General features: G+C 67.5%; 20 protein-coding genes. 8 read left to right on the top strand and 12 right to left on the bottom strand.

Features of this window, described 5'->3' with window-relative positions; all coding sequences use genetic code 11:
* Nucleotides 1-78: 78 nt before the first annotated feature.
* The 8 genes from LWH48_RS06880 to LWH48_RS06845 form a co-directional block, all read right to left on the bottom strand.
* A complete protein-coding gene (locus LWH48_RS06880; protein WP_232911998.1) occupies nucleotides 79-1122 on the bottom strand; it encodes a hypothetical protein in 1044 nt (347 codons plus the stop codon).
* Between the two features lie 104 nt (nucleotides 1123-1226).
* Entirely contained in the window at nucleotides 1227-2342 is a 1116-nt protein-coding gene (locus tag LWH48_RS06875) for a porin (RefSeq protein ID WP_232911997.1), read from the bottom strand.
* Nucleotides 2343-2741: 399 nt separating this feature from the next.
* Nucleotides 2742-3830 carry a ProQ/FINO family protein gene (locus LWH48_RS06870; RefSeq protein ID WP_232911996.1) on the bottom strand — a complete coding sequence of 363 codons (1089 nt, stop codon included), beginning with the start codon at nucleotides 3828-3830 and terminating at the stop codon, nucleotides 2742-2744.
* A gap of 103 nt (nucleotides 3831-3933) precedes the next feature.
* A complete protein-coding gene (locus LWH48_RS06865; RefSeq protein WP_232911995.1) occupies nucleotides 3934-4476 on the bottom strand; it encodes a dihydrofolate reductase in 543 nt (180 codons plus the stop codon).
* Complete coding sequence (locus tag LWH48_RS06860) at nucleotides 4473-5246, bottom strand: thymidylate synthase (protein WP_232912048.1); 774 nt, start codon at nucleotides 5244-5246, stop codon at nucleotides 4473-4475. Before LWH48_RS06860 ends, LWH48_RS06865 begins: the two co-directional genes overlap by 4 nt.
* Nucleotides 5247-5357: 111 nt before the next feature.
* Entirely contained in the window at nucleotides 5358-6155 is a 798-nt protein-coding gene (lgt, locus tag LWH48_RS06855; RefSeq protein ID WP_232911994.1) for a prolipoprotein diacylglyceryl transferase, read from the bottom strand.
* Between the two features lie 23 nt (nucleotides 6156-6178).
* Nucleotides 6179-6973: a sulfite exporter TauE/SafE family protein gene (locus LWH48_RS06850; RefSeq protein ID WP_232911993.1), complete on the bottom strand. Its 795-nt coding sequence runs from the start codon at nucleotides 6971-6973 to the stop codon at nucleotides 6179-6181.
* Nucleotides 6970-7971, bottom strand: coding sequence for a response regulator (locus tag LWH48_RS06845; RefSeq protein WP_232911992.1), 1002 nt, complete (start codon nucleotides 7969-7971; stop codon nucleotides 6970-6972). The genes LWH48_RS06850 and LWH48_RS06845 overlap by 4 nt, the downstream gene beginning before the upstream one ends.
* A 107-nt stretch (nucleotides 7972-8078) precedes the next feature.
* On the opposite strand from LWH48_RS06845, the gene LWH48_RS06840 reads away from it, so the two are divergent.
* Nucleotides 8079-8843, top strand: a complete 765-nt coding sequence (locus tag LWH48_RS06840; protein WP_232911991.1) for an NRDE family protein — start codon at nucleotides 8079-8081, stop codon at nucleotides 8841-8843.
* A 78-nt stretch (nucleotides 8844-8921) separates the two neighbouring features.
* Here LWH48_RS06840 and ptsP read toward each other — a convergent pair whose 3' ends face one another.
* Both ptsP and LWH48_RS06830 read right to left on the bottom strand, forming a co-directional pair.
* The gene (gene ptsP, locus LWH48_RS06835; RefSeq protein WP_232911990.1) at nucleotides 8922-11180 is read right to left on the bottom strand and encodes a phosphoenolpyruvate--protein phosphotransferase; all 2259 of its coding nucleotides are present in this window, start codon (nucleotides 11178-11180) and stop codon (nucleotides 8922-8924) included.
* 51 nt (nucleotides 11181-11231) lie between these two features.
* Nucleotides 11232-11723, bottom strand: coding sequence for an RNA pyrophosphohydrolase (locus LWH48_RS06830; RefSeq protein ID WP_232911989.1), 492 nt, complete (start codon nucleotides 11721-11723; stop codon nucleotides 11232-11234).
* 155 nt (nucleotides 11724-11878) lie between these two features.
* Between LWH48_RS06830 and LWH48_RS06825 the strand changes: the two genes are divergently transcribed.
* Nucleotides 11879-12532 carry an HAD family hydrolase gene (locus tag LWH48_RS06825; RefSeq protein ID WP_161431414.1) on the top strand — a complete coding sequence of 218 codons (654 nt, stop codon included), beginning with the start codon at nucleotides 11879-11881 and terminating at the stop codon, nucleotides 12530-12532.
* Nucleotides 12533-12673: 141 nt separating this feature from the next.
* Here LWH48_RS06825 and LWH48_RS06820 read toward each other — a convergent pair whose 3' ends face one another.
* Nucleotides 12674-13648 carry a malate dehydrogenase gene (locus LWH48_RS06820; protein ID WP_232911988.1) on the bottom strand — a complete coding sequence of 325 codons (975 nt, stop codon included), beginning with the start codon at nucleotides 13646-13648 and terminating at the stop codon, nucleotides 12674-12676.
* Nucleotides 13649-13873: 225 nt separating this feature from the next.
* Between LWH48_RS06820 and LWH48_RS06815 the strand changes: the two genes are divergently transcribed.
* Both LWH48_RS06815 and LWH48_RS06810 read left to right on the top strand, forming a co-directional pair.
* Nucleotides 13874-14998, top strand: a complete 1125-nt coding sequence (locus tag LWH48_RS06815) for an efflux RND transporter periplasmic adaptor subunit (protein ID WP_232911987.1) — start codon at nucleotides 13874-13876, stop codon at nucleotides 14996-14998.
* Between the two features lies 1 nt (nucleotide 14999).
* Nucleotides 15000-18071 (top strand): efflux RND transporter permease subunit, encoded by a 3072-nt coding sequence (locus LWH48_RS06810; protein ID WP_232911986.1) that lies wholly within the window; start codon nucleotides 15000-15002, stop codon nucleotides 18069-18071.
* Between the two features lie 75 nt (nucleotides 18072-18146).
* On the opposite strand, the gene rsd is transcribed toward LWH48_RS06810, so the two are convergent.
* Complete coding sequence (rsd, locus tag LWH48_RS06805; protein WP_232911985.1) at nucleotides 18147-18650, bottom strand: sigma D regulator; 504 nt, start codon at nucleotides 18648-18650, stop codon at nucleotides 18147-18149.
* 250 nt (nucleotides 18651-18900) lie between these two features.
* Here rsd and LWH48_RS06800 point away from each other — a divergent pair, with 250 nt between their 5' ends.
* The 4 genes from LWH48_RS06800 (at nucleotide 18901) to LWH48_RS06785 (ending at nucleotide 22786) form a co-directional block, all read left to right on the top strand.
* A complete protein-coding gene (locus tag LWH48_RS06800; protein WP_232911984.1) occupies nucleotides 18901-20043 on the top strand; it encodes an ABC transporter substrate-binding protein in 1143 nt (380 codons plus the stop codon).
* A 59-nt stretch (nucleotides 20044-20102) separates the two neighbouring features.
* Entirely contained in the window at nucleotides 20103-21023 is a 921-nt protein-coding gene (locus tag LWH48_RS06795; protein WP_232911983.1) for a branched-chain amino acid ABC transporter permease, read from the top strand.
* Between the two features lie 85 nt (nucleotides 21024-21108).
* Nucleotides 21109-22050 carry a branched-chain amino acid ABC transporter permease gene (locus LWH48_RS06790; RefSeq protein WP_232912047.1) on the top strand — a complete coding sequence of 314 codons (942 nt, stop codon included), beginning with the start codon at nucleotides 21109-21111 and terminating at the stop codon, nucleotides 22048-22050.
* A complete protein-coding gene (locus tag LWH48_RS06785; RefSeq protein WP_161431406.1) occupies nucleotides 22043-22786 on the top strand; it encodes an ABC transporter ATP-binding protein in 744 nt (247 codons plus the stop codon). The genes LWH48_RS06790 and LWH48_RS06785 overlap by 8 nt, the downstream gene beginning before the upstream one ends.
* The last annotated feature ends 1 nt before the right edge of the window (nucleotide 22787 follow it).

Below are 22787 nucleotides of genomic sequence, written 5' to 3'. Positions count from 1 at the left end.
GCCCCGACCAGAGACTGGCCGGGGCGCTTTTTGGTGGTCCCGATCGAATGGCGGGATGCGGGACTCGAGGACCGAGTCCTAGCGGCGATCCAGCTGCCGTACCTCGAGCTCGTAGTTGTTGACGCCACTCATCGCCGAGCCGAACTTCTGGCCGTTGACGCGGATGGTGTAACGCCCCGGTTCCAGCTCGGTGCGCAGGTCGATGTCGCCGTCGAAGCCTTCACCGGCGTCGCTGGCCACCACGCGGCCCTGCGCGTCCACCACCTCGGCCTCGATACGGTAGGTGCCCTCGTTGCCGGGGAAGGTGGAGGTGGTGATGGCCACGGTTCCCGCCTCCAGCACCTCGAAGGTCAACACCTCGCCACGGGCACGGATCTTCACATCGGTGACGACCCGCTCGAAGCCCTGCGGCGACTCGGGCTCCGCCGCCACGGGAGGAGCACTCTCCGGTGCCGTCGCCTGGGACTCGGCGGCCGCGCCCATGGCCGGCTCGGTGGCGGAAGGCCGGGCATCCGCCTGTGCCGGACGACGCGACTCGGCGGCCTCGCTGGCCGCGGGGGCGGCGATGGCGGCCACCACGTCCGGGCGCCGCACGAAGGCGTTGCGACCGCCTTCACGGCTGGTGCCGGTAAAGACGATGCCCTCGCCGGCGGAGACGCCCTCCTCGACATCCACCCCGGAGACGCTCACCGAGAAACTGTTGCCGCCGCGGCGCACGGTGCCGAACTTGCTGCCCTGCACCTGCAGCACATAGTCACCCGGTTCCAGGCGCTCCTCGAAAGCCAGCCCGCCGCTCTGACCCAACCCCTCGCTGCGGGCCAGGACGTTCCCCTGCTTGTCGAGCAGCAGCGCCTCGATGCGGTACGCCTCGGATTCGCCGATCGGCACCCGGCTCGCGAAGCGGTAGGTGCCGCTCTCCTTGACGGTGAAGTCGTGTTCCTGCACTCCGCCGTAGAGGAAGCTGCGGCTGCGGGCGTCATTATCGGCCTGCAGGAAGCCGGTCAGGTCGAGCTGCTTGCCCGACTCGCGGAAACGATCCTGCATCTCGCTGGCCAGCACCTGGGAACTGGCCAGGGCGAGCCCCAGGGTCAGCAGGCCGGCGGTCACGATAGGCTTGTTCATGGAACCTCACTGATCACTCGATAAATGAAAAAAGCCGACCCCGGAGGATCGGCTTTCGATGTCGAAACCCATCGGGGCAGGGTCAGGCCCTGCGACCGAACGGTTTAGAACATGTAGACCGCGCCGACGGCGACACCGTCCTTCTCATCATCTTCGCGATCGTACCATGCTGCCTCCACAAAGGTGTACATGGCATCGGAGACGTTGTAGGTGGCACCAAGAACAATCTCGTTGTAACTATCGTCACCACGGTCTTCATTCAGGTCAGACGGAGAATCACCGCCTGTAGCATCGTCGAGTGCATCCAGCAGTTTGCCACCACCCACGTCTACGTACTGGTAGGCGCCGTAGATATCGCCCATGCCGTTGCCGTAGCCGTAGCGGGCGCCCAGTGCATAGAAGTTGGCATCATCGATGAGGTCAGTATTATCCGACTCGAATCGCTCGACCTTGGCGGAGACACGCAGGGTGTTCCAGGCATACTGGGCGGTAATACCGTACTGCTCACCGAGCTCATAGTCTGATCCATCGTCAAACTCGGCCTGGTAGTTGTCCAGGTTGTCATAGACTGCTGCAACAGAGAAGGCGCCCGCAGAGTACTTCAGACCACCAAAGGCGGAGGCGTTGCCTGAGTCAGTCAGGTTCTCGCCTTCAGCATCACCCTCGTACTGGGTACCCACGGCAAACTGGAAACCAGCGAGTGAAGGTGAGGTGTAGGAGAGCTTGTTGCCCTCTCGCTTAGCTTTATGTTCGGTCGAGAAAGAGTAGGACGAAGAATCACTTGCATCGAAGTACTCGTTATTGGTGATCGGATCCTGGATCCAGTCGTCGATCAACGGATCCCAGGAACCCACGCGAGCATCACCGAAGTTACCCTTCAGACCCATATAGGCCTGATCGCCGGTGTCGATGCCACCCGCATCTTTGGCCTCATCGACGTCATGCTCCCACTCGGCCTTGAAGTAGCCGGTCAGGCCCGGATTAATTACATGCTCACCGGAGAGGCCCACGGTGGAGCCGTTGTCGAAAAGGTCATCTTGAGACTGGACGTCACGCGGATCGCCCGCATCAGCAACGTTCTTCTCGATGGAACGGTAGGCAATCTGGATGTTGCCGTACAGGTCCAGCTTGGTGCCATCCTGGTTATAGATGGTGGCGGCCTGGGCGCCGGAGGCAACCATGGCACCGGCAATAGCAGTCGCTAACAGTGTCTTTTTCATGATGACGTTCCTTTGACTAGCAGTCTGTTTCGATCGTTTTGTGCCGACCGCTCTGAGGCGATTCGGCGGGCTTTGCCGGTCTGCGCCGGTTCGTCGCGGCTGTACTCCTCGCGGAGGGCGCCGATGCGAGCCGACTTCGGCGAAGCCTTGTTATAGTCCAATGCTCGCAAGAGGAACCTTATACCGGATTCTGGGGGAACGCAAGAAGAAAAAACACTGTTTTCCTTCGCGATGAACCCATCCCATGGAACTTTCCCCTGCCTACGCAAACACTCGCCTCACGGCAGTTGCTGCATCATGCCTTGCCGATATGACGAAGACAAGTCAACGCCCACCAACGCGCCTTAATGGCGGTGTGGCGGGCGATGAGAAATGGAAAAAGGCTTTCCTGGCAGGGTGTTAGCGACCGTTATGCTTGGCCAGCAGGGCCGAGAGCTTCTCTTCCATGGTGACGGGTGCCGGCTCGGCACGCTCACGGACGGGCCCGGCGCTGGTGCCCTTCCCCTGCGACGAGGGCCTGCCCTTCGCGCCATCCTTCGGCTTGCCGTGGGCTCGGTCCTGAGACCCTGCCTTGGCCAGCTTGCCGCGTCCCTTGTGGTTATGGGGCTCGTTCTGGCGCCCCTGGGCCTTGCGGCCTTGAGTGTTCCGCTTCTCGCCCTGCAGGCGGTCGAGCTTGCGGTGGGCGTGATCGGCCGACTGGGCATCCACCTTGCCGGCGGGCTGGCCGTCGAGATCGATACGCGCGGCGTCCTCGCGCACCGCCTTGAGGTAGCGTGGCAGGTTGACGTAGCAGGCCAGCGCCCGGCGCACCAGCTTCTCGGGCCAGGGCTCGCGGCTGGCCAGCACCTCGTGGATGCCGACCATCAGCGGGCGGGTATGACCCTTGAAGAAGGCCGAGGGATAGCGTGCATACCATTCATCGAGCAGGGCCTGAGGAGAGGGGGCCTCGCCGATGGCTAGGGAATCCTGGTGGGCGCCTGGCGATTCAGGCGAGCCCTCGGCGCCAGCTGAGGTGGCCTGATCGCCAACAGATTGGGTTTCCACAAGGGATGAGACACCCTTGGCATCAGCATCCGGTCCAGCAGCGGCACTCTTATCGCCGATGAATCGGGCTCCCACAGGGGCTTCCGAGGCAGGTGCGGGCGCGGGGCGCCGGCCAATCAGCGCCGAGAGCCCCTGGGAGCGACGCCCGGGGCGGAAACCGCCCTCGGCGGGCTCGCCGGCGGCCAGGCGTTCGTGGAGATGGCGGTTGTGGTCTTCCAGCTCACCATTCTGCTCGCCGAGCTCGCGGCACTCTTCACTGAGTTCCAGGCGGGAGGCCTCGGCCTCGGCCAGTTGCCGCTCCAGTTCGGCGAGGCGCTGGGCCAGCTCGCCCTGCACGGCCTCGGCGTGGCGGCGCGCCTCGCGCTCGAGGGTCAGGCGCTCCAGCAGCGATCGGGTGCGCCCATCCAGGGCGTCCAGCAGCGAGTGTAGGCGTTGCTCGGCCAAACCGGTCTCCTCCCGCAGGCTCTGTGATACAGGCGTTGCCATCAAGTCTGTGCCAGAAGCACGTTCATGACAAATGTCGTCAGCCGCCGACAGCTTCGCGGCGCTACCCTTCGCGACGACGATACTCGACGAAGTCATAGGCAGGCTGCCCCTCGGCGGGGGTGCCCGGCACGCGCTGGACCTCCTCCCACTCCGCGGGATCGATCTCCGGGAAGCGGGCGTCGCCCTCCACCTCGACATCCACCTCGGTGAGGTAGAGGCGGCTGGCATGGGGCAGGGCCTGGGCGTAGATCTCGGCGCCGCCCATCACCATGATCTCCTCGACGCCATCGATGATGGCCTGCTGGTCGGCCAGGACCAGGGCGGATGGCAGATCGTGGCAGACGCGCACGCCGTCATGGGCGAACCCGGGGTCGCGGGTGACCACGATATTGAGCCGCCCGGGCAGCGGCCGGCCGATGGACTGGAAGGTCTTGCGCCCCATCACCAGCGGCTTGGCCTGGGTCATGCGCTTGAAGAACTTGAGGTCCTCGGGCAGGTACCAGGGCAGCTGGTTGTCGACTCCGATCACGCGGTTTCTCGCCATGGCGGCGATCATGGCGACTGGAACGAGGGTGTCTTCGCTCAAGGGGTCTGACTGGTTCATACCGCCACCTCGGCCTTGATATGCGGATAGGGATCGTAGCCTTCGATGGCGATATGCTCGATGCCAAAGGCGAACAGATCATCGATGCTCGGGTCGAGCACCAGCCTGGGCGCCTGCCGCGGTGTGCGAGACAGCTGCTCCTCGGCCTGCTCCAGGTGGTTCAGGTAGAGGTGGGCGTCGCCCAGTGTGTGGATGAACTCGCCGGGCTCGAGGCCCGCCACCTGGGCGACCATCTGGGTCAGCAGGGCGTAGCTGGCGATATTGAAGGGCACGCCCAGGAAGATATCGGCGCTGCGCTGATAGAGCTGGCAGGAGAGCCTGCCATTGGCCACATAGAACTGGAACAGGCAGTGGCACGGCGGCAGCTGCATCTCGTCGACCAGGGCGGGATTCCAGGCGGAGACGATCAGCCGCCGCGAGCGGGGATTCACGCGCAGCTGCTCGAGCAGCTGCGCGATCTGATCGACGTGGCCACCGCGCGGGTCGGGCCAGCTGCGCCATTGATAGCCGTAGATCGGGCCGAGATCGCCGTTCTCGTCGGCCCACTCGTCCCAGATCCGCACGCCATTTTCCTTGAGGTAGGCGATATTGGTGTCGCCGGCCAGGAACCACAGCAGCTCGTGGAAGATCGAGCGGGTATGCAGCTTCTTGGTGGTCAGCAGCGGGAAGCCGCGGGCCAGGTCGAAGCGCATCTGGTGGCCGAAGATCGAGCGCGTGCCTACCCCGGTGCGGTCGTCGCGCTCGACCCCTTGGTCGAGCACCTGGCGCATCAGGTCGAGGTAGGGCTGTTCCAGGGCGGGCAGGGTTTCGTCGGTCACGGTGTTCTCTGGCTGATGAATGCAGGGACAAAATTCTACCGTATCGCGCGATAAATCGCGCTCCTACGGGGTGCCGATACGGGCATCGACGGGTTGGCGGCGCGACCAGGCGATCAGCCCCAGGCCGGCGGCGATCATCGGCAGGGTCAGCAGCATGCCCATAGTGAACCAGTCGAAGGCCAGGTAGCCGATATGGGCATCCGGCAGGCGGTAGAACTCGACCAGGAAGCGGAAGGCGCCGTAGAGCGCGAGGAAGAGCCCCGAGGCCAGGCCGCGGCGGCGCGGGGTGGCGGTAGCGAACCACAGCACCACGAACAGTACCGCCCCCTCCAGAGCCGCCTCGTAGAGCGAGCTGGGGTGACGCGCCTCGGGCCCGAGACCGGGGAACGGCATGCCCCAGGGCATCTCGGTCACGCGGCCGGGCAGTTCCCGATTGATGAAGTTGCCGATGCGCCCGGCCCCCAGGCCGATGGGCACCAGCGGGGCGACGAAGTCGGTGAGGGTCAGGAAGGCCAGGCCCTTCTTCCTGGCAAACCACCAGGCGGCCACCAGCACGCCGAGCAGGCCGCCGTGGAAGCTCATGCCGCCATCCCACACCCGCACGATCCACAGCGGGTCGGCCAGCCACTGGTCGAGGCCATAGAAGAGTGCATAGCCCAGCCGGCCGCCCAGCACCACGCCCAGTGCCGCGTAGAACAGCAGGTCACCGATATCGTCGGGGGTAAGGCCGATGCGCGCGGCGCGACGACGTCCCAGGAACCAGGCGGCGACGAAGCCCACTACATACATCAGGCCATACCAGTGCACCTGGAAGGGGCCCAGGGAGATCGCCACGGGATCAATATCGGGATACGAAAGCATGAAGGTCCTTTAGAGCTGGAAGCTTATAAAACGAAGGTCAGGCCGACACCGGCCAGCAGGCCGGCGAAGGCCAGGCGCAGCACCCTGGCCGGCAGGCGATGGGCGAGCCACACCCCGAGGCGGGCACAGGGAACGCTGGCCAACACGATACCCAGCAGGGCCGGCGACATCACGAAGCCCACGGCGCCGGCGGGCAGCAGGGCATTGCCCCAACCCAGCACCATGAAGGTAGCCGCCCCGAACAGGGCGATGGGAATGCCGCAGGCGGCGGAGGTACCCACGGCCTGGGTCAGCGGCGCGCCACAACGGGTCAGCCAGGGCACGCAGAGGGTGCCTCCGCCGATACCGAACAGCGCCGAGACGCCGCCGATCACCCCGCCGGCGGCGGCCATCACCGCCCGCCCCGGCGCCACGCTGCCGGGGCGCGGCCCGCGGGAGAGCGCCATGCGCACCGCCATTACCAGCACGAAGATACCAAACAGGGTGCCGAGGCTGCCCGCGGAGAGTCCGTCGGCGACGAACACCCCGGCCACGGCTCCCAGCAGCAGCCCGGGCAACAGGGCCAGGAACCACTGGCAATGGATGCTGCCGCGGCGGTAATGGCCCCAGGCCGAGGAGGCGCCGGTGACCACGATGGTGGCAAGCGACGTGCCCACCGCCAGGTGCATGGTGACCTCCGTAGGCACGCCCTGCAGGCCGAAGGCGAAGACCAGCGCCGGCACGATGATCAGCCCGCCGCCCACGCCGAACAGCCCGGCCATGGTCCCGGCCACGGCCCCAAGTGCCAGGTAGCCGACAATCACCGGCAGCAGGCTCATGGGGTGCCGCGCTCCACCAGGCGCTCGGGGAGCCAGCGGGCGACCCGTTCGACCAGCTCCTGGGGGCGGTAGGGCTTGGCCAGGAAGTCATCCAGCCCGGCCTCGGCGAAGCGCCGGCGGTCGGCATCGCTGGCGTTGGCGGTCAGCGCCACCAGCACACTGCCGGCGGCGACGTGCCGGGCACGCTCGTGCTCGCGCCAGCGGCGGCTCGCCTCCATGCCGTCCATGCCCTCCATGAAGATATCCATCAGCACCAGGTCGAAGTGTTCCTGCTCCTGAAGGGCCAGGGCCTCGGCCCCCGAGGTCACGGTGGTGACCTCGAGCCCCTCGCGCTCCAGCACCTGCCGGGCCAGCATCAGGTTGACCGGGCCATCGTCGACGATCAGCACCCGCCCCTGGCGCGTGGCCGGAGGCAACGGCGGCGGCTCGGGTACGCCGGCCAGCCCCTCCAGGAGTTCCGTCAGGTCGGCGAGACGCTCGCGCAGCTCGGCAGCCATGGACTGGCCGGCCTCCGGGCTCGACGCCTGCTCGCCGGCCAGCTGATCGATACGCAGGCGTAGCCGCTGCAGTTCGCGGCTCATCAGGGTCAGGTAGTCCGACTTGAGCCGCGACTCCTCGCGAGCTCTCTCGCGTCCGGCCGCCAGGCGGCTGAGTCGCTGCTCACGGTGTGCGAGGTCGTCTTCCAGGTCGCTCACCCGACGCCGCAACCGCTCCTCGGTCACCGAGGGCTCGGCAACCGAGTCCTGCACCATTCGGCGTCGCTCGGGGGCCTCGGCGGGCGGCTCGGCCTGCGGGTCGCGCCGCCAGCAGCTGGGCTGCAGCACCACCAGTATCAGGTTGAGGCTGGCCACCAGCAGCAGCACCATCAGCCAGGCAGCCGACCCGCCGGTGTGGAACAGCAGGAGACCGCCACCGGCCAGCAGCAGGAGCAGCTGGACCAGCAGCGCCATCACGATGAGTGTTGGAAGGCGCCGGGCGCGCCTCGACTCGTCTCGCATCCGTCATCCTTGGCCGTTAACGAGGTAGCGCTCGAGTGTACGCCGGCTCACGGGCGCTGTCATCGCGGGCGCTTCCCCGCCCGGCAGCGAGCCGCTAAGCTGGCCGCATGTGCCTGATTGCCTTCGACCACCGCCCCGGTAGCGCCTGGCCCCTGCGCCTGGTCGCCAACCGCGACGAGTTCCACGCCCGCCCCGCCGCGCCGCTGGCCGCCTGGGACGATGCCCCCGAGATCATCGGCGGGCGCGATCTGGAGGCCGGCGGCACCTGGCTGGCGGTGCACTGCCGCGGCCGCTTCGCGGCGGTGACCAACGTGCGCGATCCCGAGCAGCGTGTGCCCGATGGCGCACCGAGCCGCGGCGGACTGGTCCATGATGCCCTCACCCACCCCGACCTGCCTGCCTGGCTGGCCCGGCTGGAACGCAGCGAGGCACTGCGCTATGCCGGTTTCAACCTGCTGGCGGGCGACGGCGAACGGCTGTGGCATCTGCACCGCGGCAGGCAAGGCGCCGTGCTCCGCGAGGTGCCGCCAGGTATCCACGGCCTCTCCAACGCCGCCCTCGACACGCCCTGGCCGAAGCTGATCGGCGCCCGCCAGGGCCTGGCCAGTGCCCTGCAACATGGCCACTGGCCGGATGACGCACTGGCGGCGATGGCCGATCCGCACCCCGCCGATGACCACGCCCTGCCGGATACCGGCGTGGGGCTCGAACTGGAGCGCACCCTCTCCTCCCCCTTCATCATCGGAGAGCAATACGGCACCCGCGCCATGACCTGGGTGAGCTGGCACGCCAGCGGGAGCATGGAGATCGGCGAGCGACGCTTCGGGCCGGGGGGAGTGGCAGAGGGAGAGACCCTTATGATCGCGCGATAAATCGCGCTCCTACGATGATGGTGGCATAACCCGCCGTAGGAGCCCGATTTATCGGGCGATCGGTGGGTTATGGCGCGCTCAATCCCTCGGCGGCAACAGGTGGGCGAGATCCCACTCGGCCATGCGGGCATCGAGGTGGCGGCGCACCTCGCCGGGGGAGTCGAGGCGCAGGGTCTGGTCGACCAGTTGCTGGGCGTCCGACAGCGACACGCGGCGAATGGCGGCGCGCACCCGCGGCAGGCTGGGGGCATTCATGGAGAGGGCGCCGAAACCCATGCCCATCAGCAGCAGCGCGCCGGCCGGATCACCGGCGAGCTCGCCACACACCGAGACCGGCATGTCGAGGCGCCGCGATTCGCTGGCCAGGGTGGCCATGGCGGAGAGCACCGCCGGGTGGCAGGCGTCGTAGAGGTCGGCGACCCGTGGGTTGTTGCGATCCACCGCCAGCAGGTACTGAGTCAGGTCATTGCTGCCCACCGAGAAGAAGTCGGCCCGCTCGGCCAGGGCATCGAGCTGGTAGAGCGTCGCCGGCACCTCGATCATCACCCCCACCTTGGGACGCGGCACCACCACGCCCTCCTCGCCCAGTTCGACGATGGCGCGCTCGAGCAGGCGCTGGGCGGCGTCGACCTCGTCGACATTGGTGATCATGGGCAGCAGCACCTGCAGGTTGTCGAGCCCCTGGGAGGCACGCAGCATGGCGCGCAGCTGCACCATCAGCACCTCGGGATGATCGAGGGTCACGCGAATGCCGCGCCAGCCGAGGAAGGGGTTGGCCTCCTCGATGGGAAAGTAGGGAAGGTCCTTGTCGCCGCCGATATCCAGGGTGCGCATCACCACCGGCAGCGGCGCGAAGCTCTCGAGCTGGTCGCGGTAGAGGCGGGTCTGCTCCTGCTCGCCGGGGAAGCGCTCGGTGACCATGAAGGGCACCTCGGTACGGTAGAGCCCCACCCCGCTGATACGTGGCTTGAGCGAGGCCACCGCGTCCACCGCCAGGCCGGTGTTGACCATCAGCGGCATGTCGTAACCGTCCGGCGTGCGGCTGGGCAGGTGCTGCTCGTGCTCGAGCACCTCGGCCAGCGCCTCCTCCTCGGCGATCATGCTTGAGTAGTGGGTCAACAGCTCCTGGCCGGGGCGAATGAACAGACGCCCACGGTGGCCGTCGAGGATCAACTGTGAACCGGAGAGCCGCGGCAGCGGCAGGTCGACCATGCCCAGTACCGTGGGGATGCCCATGGCCCGGGCCAGGATCGCCACGTGGGAGGTGCTGGAACCGCGCACCGAGACCAGGCCGACCAGTTTGTCGCGGGGTACCTCGCCGAGCAGCGCCACGCTCAGCTCGTCGCCTACCAGGATGGTGCGCTCGGGATAGACACTGGGGGTCTGGGGGGTCTCCTCCTGAAGATGGGCCAGCACCCGCCGGCCCAGGTCTCGCACGTCGGCGGAACGTTCGCGCAGGTAGTCGTCGTCGACCCGCTCCAGGTACTGCACGTGGCGCTTGACCACATCGGCCAGGGCCCCCGGCGCCCACTGCCCCTCGCGGATGCGCTTCTCCACTTCCTGGGAGAGTGCCGCCTCGCTGAGCATCTGCTGGTAGACCTCGAACAACGCCAGCTCCTGGGCGGAGATGCGATTGGCGAGGCGGGCACCGGCGGCACGGATCTCCTCGCGCACCCGACCGATCGCCTCCTTGAGTCGGGTGATCTCGTAGTCGACATCGGTGGGGATCAGGTCGGGCACGCTGTCGAGGTCGGCGGGCGGAGTGATCACCACTGCTTCACCGATGGCCATTCCCGGCGAGGCCGCCACGCCCTTGAACTGCACCTGGCCCTCCAGGCTCGGGCGGGTCAGGTTACCGGTGGCCAGGGCATGGGCCAGCACGCCGCCAAGCTGGGCGGCCATGGTGACCAGAAAGGCCTCGTCCTCCTCCCCGTAGCGACGCTTCTCGGCCTGCTGTACCACCAGCACGCCGAGCATGCGGCGCTGGTGGATGATGGGTACCCCGAGGAAGCTGGAGTAGCGCTCCTCGCCGGTGGATTCGAAGTAGCGGAACTGGGGATGCGCCTGGGCATCCTCCAGGTTGAGCGGCTCCTCGCGCCTGGCCACCAGACCCACCAGGCCCTCGCCGATGGGCAGGGTCACCTGCCCCACCGCCTGACTGCGCAGGCCGATGGTCTCCATCAGCACCAGGCGGTCGATCTCCTCGTCGAACAGGTAGAAGGAGCAGACGTCGGTCTGCATCGCCTTGCGAATGCGGCGCACCATGGTGGAGAGCGCCGCGTCCAGGCTGCGGGCCCCGTTGACTTCCTGGATGATGCGGCGCAAGACCTCGAGCATGTCGAGCGGGTATCCCTGTTGTCATTGGACGTTGTTGTGGGTGACGCGCGGCTAGCCGTGCCCCAGCGCCAGGCGCTGGGCGCGCGGCGAGAGCTCCTTCAGGGCGCGGCGATAGACCTCACGCTTGAAGGGCACCACCTGCGCCAGTGGATACCAGTAGCTGACCCAGCGCCAGCCGTCGAACTCCGGCTTCTCGGAGATATCCATGCAGATCTGGCTCTCCTGGCAGCGGATCCGGAGCAGGAACCACTTCTGTTTCTGGCCGATACACACCGGCCGGGAATGCGTGCGAATCATGCGTCGTGGCAGGCGGTAGCGCAGCCACCCCCGAGTGCAGGCAAGAACCTCGACATCACCGGCCGTCAGGCCGATCTCCTCATGGAGCTCTCGAAATAGCGCCTGTTTGGGTGTCTCGTCAGCCTTGATGCCTCCCTGGGGAAACTGCCACGCATTCTGCCCTACCCGACGCGCCCAAAGCAGCTGCCCCTGGTCGTTGGCGATGATGATGCCAACGTTGGGGCGAAAGCCGTCAGCGTCGATCACGGACTTCACCTTGTTGAATCCAGTATTGCAGCCATTCTTCCACAAGGCCGTGAAGCGCATCAATACGCCTTCCGCCGCAGTGATGCAGGGGACCTCGCCATCTGCCATAATCGCCGGCTTTCCATCCACCTTGTCAGCCATCCTGGGGAGTTTCCGTGAGCCTGGCCATCTTCGACCTGGACAATACCCTGCTGTCGATCGACAGCGACCATGCCTGGGGCGAGTTCCTGCTCGAGCAGGGCGCCGTCGACCCGGTGGCCTACCGCGAGGCCAACGATCGTTTCCTGGCCGACTACGAAGCCGGCACTCTGGATATCCACGCCTTCCTGGAAGTCGCACTCAGGCCCCTGGCCGAGAACAGCCCCGAGCAGCTCGCCGCCTGGCACCAGCAGTTCATGGCCAGCAAGATCGAGCCGCATATCCTGGACAAGGGCGAAGAGTTGCTGGCCCGCCACCGCTCCCGCGGCGACACCCTGCTGATCGTCACCGCCACCAACCGCTTCATCACCGGCCCCATCGCCGAGCGGCTGGGCGTCGACGACCTGATCGCGGTGGAACCCGAGATTGTCGACGGCCACTACACCGGCAAGGTGCGAGGCACGCCCAGCTACCGCGAGGGCAAGGTGAAGCGCCTGGAGGAGTGGCTGGCTGACAAGGACCAGACCCTCGACGAGGCCTGGTTCTACAGTGACTCCCACAATGACCTGCCGCTGCTGGAGATCGTCGAGTACCCGGTGGCCGTCGACCCTGATCCCAGCCTGCGCGAGGTGGCCGAAGCCCGTGGCTGGCGGATCATCAGCCTGCGCTGACCCGGCTGCGCCGGGAGCTGTACGCTATACGCCGTAAGCTGTAAGAAGGCGATTCGCGCCTTGGGAAAATGAAAACCCCGCTCAGGCATGGCCTGGCGGGGTTTTTCTTACGGCTTAGAGCTTACAGCTTCAAACTGGGGTTCAGCCCAGCAGATGCTCGACCGCGGCGCGCTCTTCACGCAGCTCCTGCTCGGTGGCGTTCATCCGCTCGCGGCTGAAGTCGTCGACGTCCAGACCCTGGACGATCTCGTACTTGCCGTTCTTGCAGACCACCGGGTAGGAATACATGATCCCGGGCCCGACGCCGTAGCTGCCGTCGGCGGGAATACCCATGCTCACCACCTCATCGGTGCCCAGCGCCCAGTCGCGCATATGGTCGATGGCCGCGGAGGCCGCAGAGGCCGCGGAGGAGGCTCCACGCGCCTTGATGATGGCCGCGCCGCGCTGCTGCACGGTGGGGATGAAGTCGTTCTCGTACCAGTCACGCTCGATCAGATCGAAGGCCGGAGTGCCGGCCACCTTGCAGTGGGCCAAATCAGGGTACTGGGTCGCGCTGTGGTTGCCCCAGACGATCATCTGCTCGACATCGGTGACGTGCTTGCCGGTCTTCTGGGCCAGCTGGGTCTTGGCGCGGTTGTGGTCCAGACGCATCATCGCGGTGAACTGGCCCGCATCCAGGTCCGGCGCGTTGCAGGAAGCGATCAGCGCGTTGGTGTTGGCCGGGTTGCCCACCACCAGCACCTTGACGTCGCGGCTGGCGTTGTCATTCAGCGCCTTGCCCTGCACGGAGAAGATCGCCGCGTTGGCTTCCAGCAGGTCCTTGCGCTCCATGCCCGGACCGCGCGGACGTGCACCCACCAGCAGGGCGAAGTCGGCATCCTTGAAGGCGACATTGGCATCGTCGGTGGCGACGATGTCCTGCACCAGCGGGAAGGCACAGTCGTTGAGCTCCATGACTACGCCGTTCAGGGCGTCCATGGCCGGGGTGATCTCGAGCAGCTGCAGGATGACCGGCTGGTCCTTGCCCAGCATGTCGCCAGAGGCGATGCGGAAGGCCAGGGAGTAGCTGATCTGGCCGGCGGCGCCGGTAATGGCAATGCGAACGGGTTCTTTCATGGTGGCTCCTTGGGTTGTCAACGCGCGGGTTGTCGCCGTGAGGACGAGCCGGGCGGGCACCGGGCCCGCACTGGCCTGAAAACAAACCGCCAAGATGGTATGCCTGCACCGCACAAAACTCAATGCGACGTAGGGTGGGAGTGAGTGGTGCGACAAACGGCTGTATGAGAGCAGCTCCCGAGAATAGTATGCTGGCGCCTTCATGCCGCTGATGGATCACACCGCATGCCCCGCCGTCGCCTTCCCCCCTTCCCCGCCCTGCTGGCCATCGGGCTGGTCATCGCACTGCTCGCCTGGCTGCTGCTGGGTGACATCCAGGGCTTTCGCGATGCCCCGCCGGAGGCCCAGCCGGCCGCCGAGGCCGACGCGCCGCGGGTCGAGGTGGAGAGCCGCAAGGCCGAGCCCCATGCCCCTACCCTGATACTCCAGGGCGAGCTCGAGGCACAACGCGAACTGGAGCTTCGCGCCCGCCAGTCCGGCCACGTGGAGGCACTGCCGGTGGCGGAAGGCAGCCGGGTCGAGGCGGGCGAGGTCATGCTGGCGCTGGCCCGTGAGGAGCTGCCGGCGCGCCTGAGCCAGGCCGAGGATGATCTGGCACTGGCCCGGGCGGAGCTCGCCGGCGCCGAGTCACTGCTCAGCCGCAAGCTGATCTCACGCCCCGAATACCTGCGCCTGCAGGCCCAGGTGAGTCGTGCCACGGCCGAGCTGGCCGCGTTGCAGCGCCAGCTCGACGACACCCGCCTCGAGGCTCCCTTCCCCGGCACCCTGGACCGACTCGACGTGGAGCTCGGCGAACTGGTGCAGGTGGGCGAGGCCTGGGGTCGACTAGTGGACGACTCGCGGCTCGTTGCCGCGGCCTGGGCGCCCCAGCGCGACGCCCTGGACCTCGCCGCCGGTCTGCCCGCCGAGCTGCGCCTGCTGGACGGCTCGCGGCTCTCCGGCGAGGTCAGCATGGTGGCCCGCCGCGCCGAGGAGGCGACTCGCAGCTTCCGGGTCGAGGTCAGCGCCGACAACCCCGAGGGGCGCCGCCTGGCCGGCGCCAGCGCCACCCTGGCGATCACCCTCCCCGAGCGCCGGGTCCATCGCCTCTCGCCTGCCCTGCTGGTGCTCGACCCCGATGGCGAGCTGGCGGTCAAGCACCTCGATGCCGACGACCGGGTGGTGCAGACCAGGGTCACCCTGGTCGATGCCGACCTCGAGACCGCCCGGGTGGCCGGCCTCCCCGACCCGGTGCGGCTGATAACCCTGGGGGCCGGCCTGGTGGAGGTCGGCGAGCGCGTCACGCCGGTGGCCCCCGACAGCCTCGAGCGCGACACCGACGCTGCCACCGCCGGCACGGGGGCTCGTTGAGATGCGCCAGTTGATCGCGGCCGCTCAGGAGCGCGCCCGCACCACCCTGCTGCTGCTGACCGCCCTGCTGCTGGCGGGCCTCGGCGCCTGGCAGGCGATCCCCAAGGAGGCCAATCCGGACGTCGCCATCCCCATGATCTACGTGGCGATGAGCCTGGAGGGGGTCAGTCCCGAAGACGGCGAGCGGCTGCTGGTGCGCCCCATGGAGCAGGAGCTGCGCAGCATCGAGGGGCTGCGCAAGATGACCGCCCAATCGAGCGAGGGCCACGCCTCCATCACCCTGGAGTTCGATGCCGGCTTCGACGCCGACCAGGCGCTCTCCGACGTGCGCGAGAAGGTCGATATCGCCAAGGCCGAGCTGCCCTCCGAAGCCGACGAACCGCGCGTCGTGGAGGTCAACGTCAGCGAGTTCCCGGTGCTCTCCATCGGCCTCTCCGGCAACGTGGAGGAGACCCAGCGGGTGGCCATCGCGCGACGCATCAAGGACGAGATCGAGGGCATCGCCGAGGTGCTGGAGGTGGATATCGGTGGCGACCGCGAGGAGCTGCTGGAGATCGTGGTCGATCCGCTGGTGCTCGAGAGCTACGGCATCGACTTCGCCACCCTGTTCAATCTGGTCAGCCGCAACAACCGCCTGGTGGCGGCCGGCAGCCTGGACAGCGGCGCGGGCCGCCTGGGCATGAAGGTGCCCGGGGTCATCGAGACCCTGGAGGATGTGATGGCCATGCCGGTGAAGGTGGACGGCGACCGGGTGGTGACCTTCGGCGACGTGGCGATCATCCGTCCCACCTTCAAGGACCCCGAGGGGTACGCGCGCATCGACGGACAGCCGGCGCTGGTGCTGGAGATCTCCAAGCGCGCCGGCGCCAATATCATCGCCACCGTGGAGCAGGTCCAGGCACTCTTCGACGAGGCCGCCGGCATGCTCCCCGAAGGGCTCAAGGTCACCACCATCACCGACCAGTCCGAGTTCGTCGAGGACATGCTCTCGGAGCTGCTCAACAACGTGGTCACCGCGGTGGTGCTGGTGCTGATCGTGATCCTGGCGGCCATGGGAGGGCGCAGCGCCCTGATGGTGGGCCTGACCATCCCCGGGGCCTTCCTCAGCGGCATCCTGATGATCTGGGCGGTGGGCTACACCCTCAATATCGTGGTGCTGTTCGCGCTCATTCTCGTCGCCGGCATGCTGGTGGACGGCGCCATCGTGGTCAGCGAACTGGCCGACCGCCACCTGCACCAGGGCATGGCGCCGCGGGAGGCGTGGCTGGAGGCGGCGACCCGCATGAGCTGGCCGGTGATCGCCTCCACCGCCACCACCCTGGCGGTATTCGTGCCGCTGCTGTTCTGGCCGGGCATGGTAGGCGAGTTCATGAAGTACCTGCCGGCCACGGTGATCCTCTGCCTGCTCGCCTCGCTGGCCATGGCGCTGGTCTTCCTGCCCACCCTGGGCAGCGTGTTCGGCGCTCGCGCGGCCTCTGCGGGCTCGGCGCCGGTGGACGCCACGGCCGGCGGCCGGCTCTATCGCACGGCGCTGTCACGGCTGCTCGCTCACCCGGCACTGACCCTGCTGTTCGCGGTGCTGCTGATGGCGCTGATCTACACCGCCTATGCGCGCTTCAACCACGGCGTGGAGTTCTTCCCCAGCGTGGAGCCCGACACCGCCCAGGTGATGGTGCGCACCCGCGGTGACTTCTCCATCGAGGAGAAGGACGCCATGGTGCGCCGGGTCGAGGCGAGACTGGGCGGAATGAGCGAGGTCGAGGCGCTCTATGCGCGCTCCTTCGCCAACCCCAACGAGCAGCTCGGCGCCGATGTCATCGGCGTGCTGCAGTTCCAGCTGATCGACTGGCACCGGCGCCGGCCGCTGACCGGCATCTTCGACGAGATGCGCCAGCGAACCGCCGACCTGCCCGGCCTGACCCTGGAGTTCCGCGAGCAGCAGATGGGGCCCGGCGAGGGCAAGCCGATCGTGCTGGAGATCGGCGGCCGGACGCCCGAGCTCGCCGACCAGGCGGTGGACCGGCTGCGCGAGCTGATGGGGGAGCTGGGCGGCTTCCGCGACATCGAGGACAACCGCAGCCTGCCCGGGGTGGAGTGGCGAATCATCGTCGACCGCGAGGCGGCGGCCCGCTTCGGCACCGACGTGACCAGCGTGGGCAGCGCGGTCCAGCTGCTGACCACCGGCGTCCAGGTGGCCAGCTATCGCCCCGAGGGGGTCGACGACGAGGTGGATATCCGGGTGCGCCTGCCCGAGGGCGACCGCACCCTGGACCAGCTGGGCCGGCTTAGCCTCAACACCTCCCGGGGGCAGGTACCGCTATCGCACTTCGTGTCGGTGGAACCGGCCCCCAAGGTCGGCACCCTGCACCGCATCGATGGCCGCCGCGCCATTACCCTGGAGGCCGACGTGACCAGCGACGCCAGCGCCGACGAGCGGCTGCGCGCCCTGCTCGAGGCCGCCGGCGAGCCCCCCGAGGGCGTGCAGCTGAGCGTGGCCGGCGAGCAGGAGGACCAGCAGGAGGCAAGCCGCTTCCTGGCTGGCGCCTTCATGGTGGCCATCGGGCTGATGGCGCTGATCCTGGTGACCCAGTTCAACAGCTTCTACCAGGCGGGGCTGGTGCTCTCGGCAATCGTCTTCTCCACCGCGGGGGTGCTGCTGGGGCTGCTGGCCAACGCCCAGCCCTTCGGCATCGTGATGGTGGGGATGGGCATCATCGCCCTGGCGGGGATCGTGGTGAACAACAATATCGTGCTGATCGACACCTACAACGAACTGCGCGGGGAGGGGCTCAGCCCCTTCGAGGCGGCCCTGGAGGCGGGCAGCCTGCGTCTGCGGCCGGTGCTGCTTACCGCGGTGACCACGGTGCTGGGCCTCACGCCCATGGTGCTGGGGATCAACGTCGACCTGCTCGCTCCCAGCCTGGGGATCGGCGCCCCCTCCACCCAGTGGTGGACCCAGCTCTCCAGCGCCATCGCCGGCGGACTGACCTTCGCCACCGGTCTGACGCTGCTGCTGACGCCCTGCATGCTGGTGCTGGAACCCAAGTGGAAAAAGCCTGAATCCAAGCAGTAGGAGGGAGACTGCGTCTCGCGACTGGAGGCCGATACAGCGGCGTTGGGCCGTGTAATCGCGCGATCAATCGCGCTCCTACGAGGTACGGCTGGCGGCTTCCGCACGGGCCGCATCCGGCGCGTGGCGGGCATGGATGCGCCCGATCAGCTGGTCTTCCAGGGAGAAGCGTTCGGTGAGGCCGTGGGCCAGGCGCTCCAGCCAGGCAGGCAGGCGGCCGAGGTGCTGGCGCACGCGGCCGGGACTGGCGTACTCGGCATCGAAGTCGAGCACCAGTTCGGTGGACATCTCCAGGCGCTCCAGCAGGCGGTCGGCCAGGGTGAGAGCCGATTCATCCTCGAAGGCGCGGGCCTCCTCGCGCAGCTGGGGGTAGACCTCGAAGTGGCCGGCGCTGATGTAGTCCATCAGCAGTTCGCTGAAGCCGTCGATGCGCTCCTTGGTCACCGCTTCCAGCTCGGCGTCGCAGGCCTCCTTGAGCTCGACGAAGTTGACCAGCAACTCGCGGCGCTCATCCAGCCAACGATCGATCAGCTTGTGTACGCCGCCCCAGCGCTCAAGGGCGCTCTTGCAATCTTCCAGCATGGGGGCCTCCATTCGTTTGGTCGAGCAAGCTCGCGAGTACCGAGGGCGTCCAGCACCCGGCCGGGTGAGCCTCAGAGTCGCGCTACCATCGACGGCTGTCAATCCTGCGACCGCAAACGTGGAGAACCCATGGCGTCAAGAGGACCATCGCGGCCTTTTCGATTGCCTGGCGCCGGCGTTTACTTGGTAGTCTATGTCGACGCCAACAACACCAAGCCACTGCTTAACAACAACACTCCCGAGGTTCTCCATGAAACAGCTTGCTCGCCTGGGTCTCGGCCTGCTCCTCGCCGGCGGCCTTGCCACAGCCCACGCCGAAGAGGTGAAGATCGGCATGATCACCACCCTCTCCGGGGGTGGCTCCCACCTGGGTGTCGATGTGCGCGACGCCTTCCTGCTGGCCATCGAGCAGTCGGGGCGTGAAGATATCGAGGTGCTGGTGCAGGACGATGCCCGCAAGCCCGACCTGGCGCGCAACCTGGCCAACGAGTTCATGCAGCGCGATGACGTGGACATCATGACCGGCATCATCTGGTCCAACCTGGCCATGGCCGTGGTGCCCTCGGTGGTGCGCCAGGGGACCTTCTACCTCTCCCCCAACGCCGGGCCCTCGGACCTCGCCGGTCGCATGTGCCACGAGAACTACTTCAACGTCGCCTACCAGAACGACAACCTGCACGGTGCCATGGGCGCCTGGATGCGCGAGCAGGGCTACGAGAACCCCATCATCATGGCCCCCAACTACCCGGCGGGTACCGATGCCCTGGCCGGCTTCAAGCACCTCTACGAGGGCGAGGTGGCAGACGAGCTCTACACCCAGATGGGCCAGACCGACTACGCCGCCGAGATCGCCCAGATCCGCGCCAGCGATGCCGACAGCCTGTTCTTCTTCCTGCCCGGCGGCATGGGCATCTCCTTCATGAAGCAGTGGCAGAACGCGGGCGTGGAGATGCCGGTGTTCGGTGCCGCCTTCTCCTTCGACGAGATCCTGATCAAGGCGGTGGGCGAGGCCGCCATCGGCGCCAGGAACACCTCGCTGTGGGCCTACGACCTCGACAACGCCACCAATCACGCCTTCGTCGAGAGCTTCCGCGAGGCCTATGGCCGCACGCCGACCCTGTATGCCGCCCAGGGCTTCGATACCGCCAACCTGATCCTCTCCGCCCTGGATAAGGCCCACCCCGACGACCAGGACGCCTTCCGCGAGGCGCTGCGAGAGGCGGACTTCGACTCGGTGCGCGGCGAGTTCCGCTTCGGCCCCAACCAGCACCCCATCCAGGACATCTATGTCCGCGAGGTGGTCGCAGGCGAGGATGGCGAGCCCACCAACCGCCTGCTCGGCATCGCCGTGGAAGATATCCAGGACATCTACCACGTCGACTGCAAGATGTGATGCGCCACGCCGGGCGCTGACGCCCGGCCTCTCCCCTGCCCCCGCCTAGGATGCCTGACGTGTCGGCGACCCTGTTTCTCGAACAACTGATCAACGGCCTGCAGCTGGGCACCATGCTGTTCCTGATGGCCAGCGGCCTGACCCTGGTGTTCGGAGTCATGGGGCTGATCAACCTGGCCCACGGCTCCTTTTTCATGGTGGGCGCCTACCTCACCGCCGCGGTGACCGCCGCCAGCGGTTCCTTCCTGCTGGGCGTTTCGGCGGGCCTGCTGGGCGCCGCCGCGGTGGGTGCCGTGGTGGAGCTGGTGGTGATCCGTCGCCTCTACCACCGCCCGCACCTGGATCAGGTGCTGGCCACCTTCGCGCTGATCCTGATCTTCTCCGAGGGGACCCGCTGGCTGTTCGGTTCCTCGCCGCTGTGGCTGAACACGCCGCCGTGGCTGTCGGGCTTCGTCACCCTGCCCGGAGACGCCCGCTACCCGCTCTACCGCCTGGTGATCATCGGTGTGGGCATCAGCGTGGCGATCGTGCTCTACCTGCTGATCTCGCGGACCCGGCTGGGCATGCGCGTGCGCGCCGGGGAGAGCGACCGCGAGATGATCGGCGCCCTGGGCATCGACATCTCACGCCTCTACACCGCGGTGTTCGCGCTGGGGGCGGGACTGGCCGGCCTGGCCGGGGCCATGGTCGGCGCGCTGCAGTCGGTGCAGGTAGGAATGGGCGAGCCGGTGCTAATCCTGGCCTTCGTGGTGATCGTGATCGGCGGCATCGGCTCCATCAAGGGGGCGCTGTTCGGTGCCCTGCTGGTCGGCGTGGTGGATACCCTGGGTCGGGTCTTCCTGCCGCTGTTCTTCCGCGGCTTCCTGCCGCCTTCCGAGGCCACCGACGTGGGTGCCGCCCTGGCCTCGATGCTGATCTATATCCTCATGGCCGTGATCCTGGCCTTCAAGCCCAAGGGACTCTTCGCCGCCAATGACTGACCAGACGCCTTCCGGCACCCTCCCCGGCGACCTGCCCGCCCGTCCACCGCGCCGCCTCGGCCGCCGGGGCACGGTGCAGCTCGTCATGCTCGCCCTGCTGCTGGCGCTGCCGGTGGCCGCCGACTTGCTGGGGCACCCCTATTACGTGACGCTAGCCTCGCGGCTGACGCTGATCGCCATGGCCGCGGTAGGCCTCAACCTGGCGCTGGGCTACGGCGGCATGGTCAGCTTCGGCCACGCCGCCTACTTCGGCCTGGGCGGCTATGTGGCCGGCATCGGCGCCTACCACGCCTTCGACGCCACCGCCTTCATGGGCATGTTCCCCGGCAGCGACAACCTGCTGGTGCTGTGGCCCATCGCGATGCTGGCCTGCGGCCTGCTGGCGCTGCTGATCGGTGCCGTCTCGCTGCGCACCTCCGGGGTCTACTTCATCATGATCACCCTGGCCTTCGCCCAGATGGTCTACTACTTCGCCAACTCCTGGCCCACCTACGGTGGCCAGGATGGCCTGCCGATCTACATTCGCAACCAGCTGCCGGGCCTGGATACCCAGGACCCGCTGACCTTCTTCCTGATCTGCTTCACCGGCCTCGTACTGGCCATGGCGCTCACCTCGCGGCTGATGGGCTCGCGCTTCGGCGCGGCGCTGACCATGGCGCGACTCAACGACACCCGCCTGGCCACCGCCGGCATCAACCCCTACCCGGTGCGCCTGGTGAGCTTCGTCATCTCGGCGATGATCACGGGCCTTGCCGGTGCGCTGTATGCCGACCTCAACGGCTTCGTCAGCCCCAGCATGTTGAGCTGGCACATGTCCGGCGAGCTGATGGTGATCGTCATCCTGGGTGGTGTGGGCCGCCTCTACGGGCCCCTGGCCGGCGCCGTACTGTATATCAGCATGGAGACCCTGCTCGGCGGGCTGACCGAGTACTGGCAGCTGTTCCTGGGCCTTACGCTGCTCGGCGTGGTGCTGTTCGCACGCCACGGCGTGATGGGCTGGCTGGCGGGGAGGGAACCCCATGGCTGAAGCGGTGCTGGCCCTGGAGGGGCTCCACAAGCGCTTCGGCGCCCTGACGGCGACCGACGACGTCTCGCTGACCCTGAGGCCCGGCGAGATCCACGCCCTGATCGGTCCCAACGGCGCCGGCAAGTCGACGCTGATCGCGCAGATCGCCGGCAGCCTGCGCCCCGACGCCGGGCGCATCCTGCTCGGCGGCGAGGAGATCACCGGGTTGAGCGTCGCCGCGCGCGCCCGTCGCGGGCTGGGCCGCAGCTTCCAGGTCTCGTCGCTGGCCGAACCGTTGCCGGCGATCCGCAACGTGATGATCGGTGTCCAGGCCCAGGCCGGCCACAGTTTCCGCTTCTGGAAGCCGGCGGAGCGCGACCCGCGCCTGATCGAACCGGCGCTGGCGGCGCTTGCGCGCATGGGACTCGCCCACCGCGCCTGGACGCCGGTGGCGGAGCTCTCCCACGGTGAACGCCGCGCGCTGGAGGTGGCTTGCGCCCTGGCGATGAAGCCTCGTGCCCTGCTCCTCGACGAGCCCATGGCCGGCCTCGGCCCCGAGGGCTCGGCGCGACTCACCGAGCTGCTCGAGTCGTTGAGGCTCGAGGTGCCGATCCTGCTGATCGAGCATGACATGCAGGCGGTGTTCCGGCTGGCCGAGCGCATCTCGGTGCTGGTCGCCGGCCGGGTCATCGCCCATGGCGATGGCGACACCATCCGTCGCGACCCGCAGGTTCGCGACGCCTACCTGGGAGAGTGAC

Source organism: Halomonas sp. G15 (genome assembly GCF_021282295.1).
In the GTDB taxonomy this organism is placed as follows: Bacteria; Pseudomonadota; Gammaproteobacteria; order Pseudomonadales; family Halomonadaceae; genus Halomonas; species Halomonas alimentaria.
The sequence above is the reverse complement of the archived record's forward strand: the minus strand, read 5'-3'. Positions and strand labels throughout refer to the sequence as shown.

What these genes read in the sequence shown, in the direction of transcription:
- LWH48_RS06820 (WP_232911988.1), bottom strand. Translation starts at nt 13,648, where the DNA reads ATGAAAGAACCCGTTCGCATTGCCATTACCGGCGCCGCCGGCCAGATC.
- LWH48_RS06815 (WP_232911987.1), top strand. Translation starts at nt 13,874, where the DNA reads ATGCCCCGCCGTCGCCTTCCCCCCTTCCCCGCCCTGCTGGCCATCGGG.
- lgt (WP_232911994.1), bottom strand. Translation starts at nt 6,155, where the DNA reads ATGCTTTCGTATCCCGATATTGATCCCGTGGCGATCTCCCTGGGCCCC.
- LWH48_RS06875 (WP_232911997.1), bottom strand. Translation starts at nt 2,342, where the DNA reads ATGAAAAAGACACTGTTAGCGACTGCTATTGCCGGTGCCATGGTTGCC.
- ptsP (WP_232911990.1), bottom strand. Translation starts at nt 11,180, where the DNA reads ATGCTCGAGGTCTTGCGCCGCATCATCCAGGAAGTCAACGGGGCCCGC.
- LWH48_RS06785 (WP_161431406.1), top strand. Translation starts at nt 22,043, where the DNA reads ATGGCTGAAGCGGTGCTGGCCCTGGAGGGGCTCCACAAGCGCTTCGGC.
- LWH48_RS06790 (WP_232912047.1), top strand. Translation starts at nt 21,109, where the DNA reads ATGCTCGCCCTGCTGCTGGCGCTGCCGGTGGCCGCCGACTTGCTGGGG.
- LWH48_RS06840 (WP_232911991.1), top strand. Translation starts at nt 8,079, where the DNA reads ATGTGCCTGATTGCCTTCGACCACCGCCCCGGTAGCGCCTGGCCCCTG.
- rsd (WP_232911985.1), bottom strand. Translation starts at nt 18,650, where the DNA reads ATGCTGGAAGATTGCAAGAGCGCCCTTGAGCGCTGGGGCGGCGTACAC.
- LWH48_RS06800 (WP_232911984.1), top strand. Translation starts at nt 18,901, where the DNA reads ATGAAACAGCTTGCTCGCCTGGGTCTCGGCCTGCTCCTCGCCGGCGGC.
- LWH48_RS06850 (WP_232911993.1), bottom strand. Translation starts at nt 6,973, where the DNA reads ATGAGCCTGCTGCCGGTGATTGTCGGCTACCTGGCACTTGGGGCCGTG.
- LWH48_RS06810 (WP_232911986.1), top strand. Translation starts at nt 15,000, where the DNA reads ATGCGCCAGTTGATCGCGGCCGCTCAGGAGCGCGCCCGCACCACCCTG.
- LWH48_RS06880 (WP_232911998.1), bottom strand. Translation starts at nt 1,122, where the DNA reads ATGAACAAGCCTATCGTGACCGCCGGCCTGCTGACCCTGGGGCTCGCC.
- LWH48_RS06865 (WP_232911995.1), bottom strand. Translation starts at nt 4,476, where the DNA reads ATGAACCAGTCAGACCCCTTGAGCGAAGACACCCTCGTTCCAGTCGCC.
- LWH48_RS06860 (WP_232912048.1), bottom strand. Translation starts at nt 5,246, where the DNA reads ATGCGCCAGGTGCTCGACCAAGGGGTCGAGCGCGACGACCGCACCGGG.
- LWH48_RS06845 (WP_232911992.1), bottom strand. Translation starts at nt 7,971, where the DNA reads ATGCGAGACGAGTCGAGGCGCGCCCGGCGCCTTCCAACACTCATCGTG.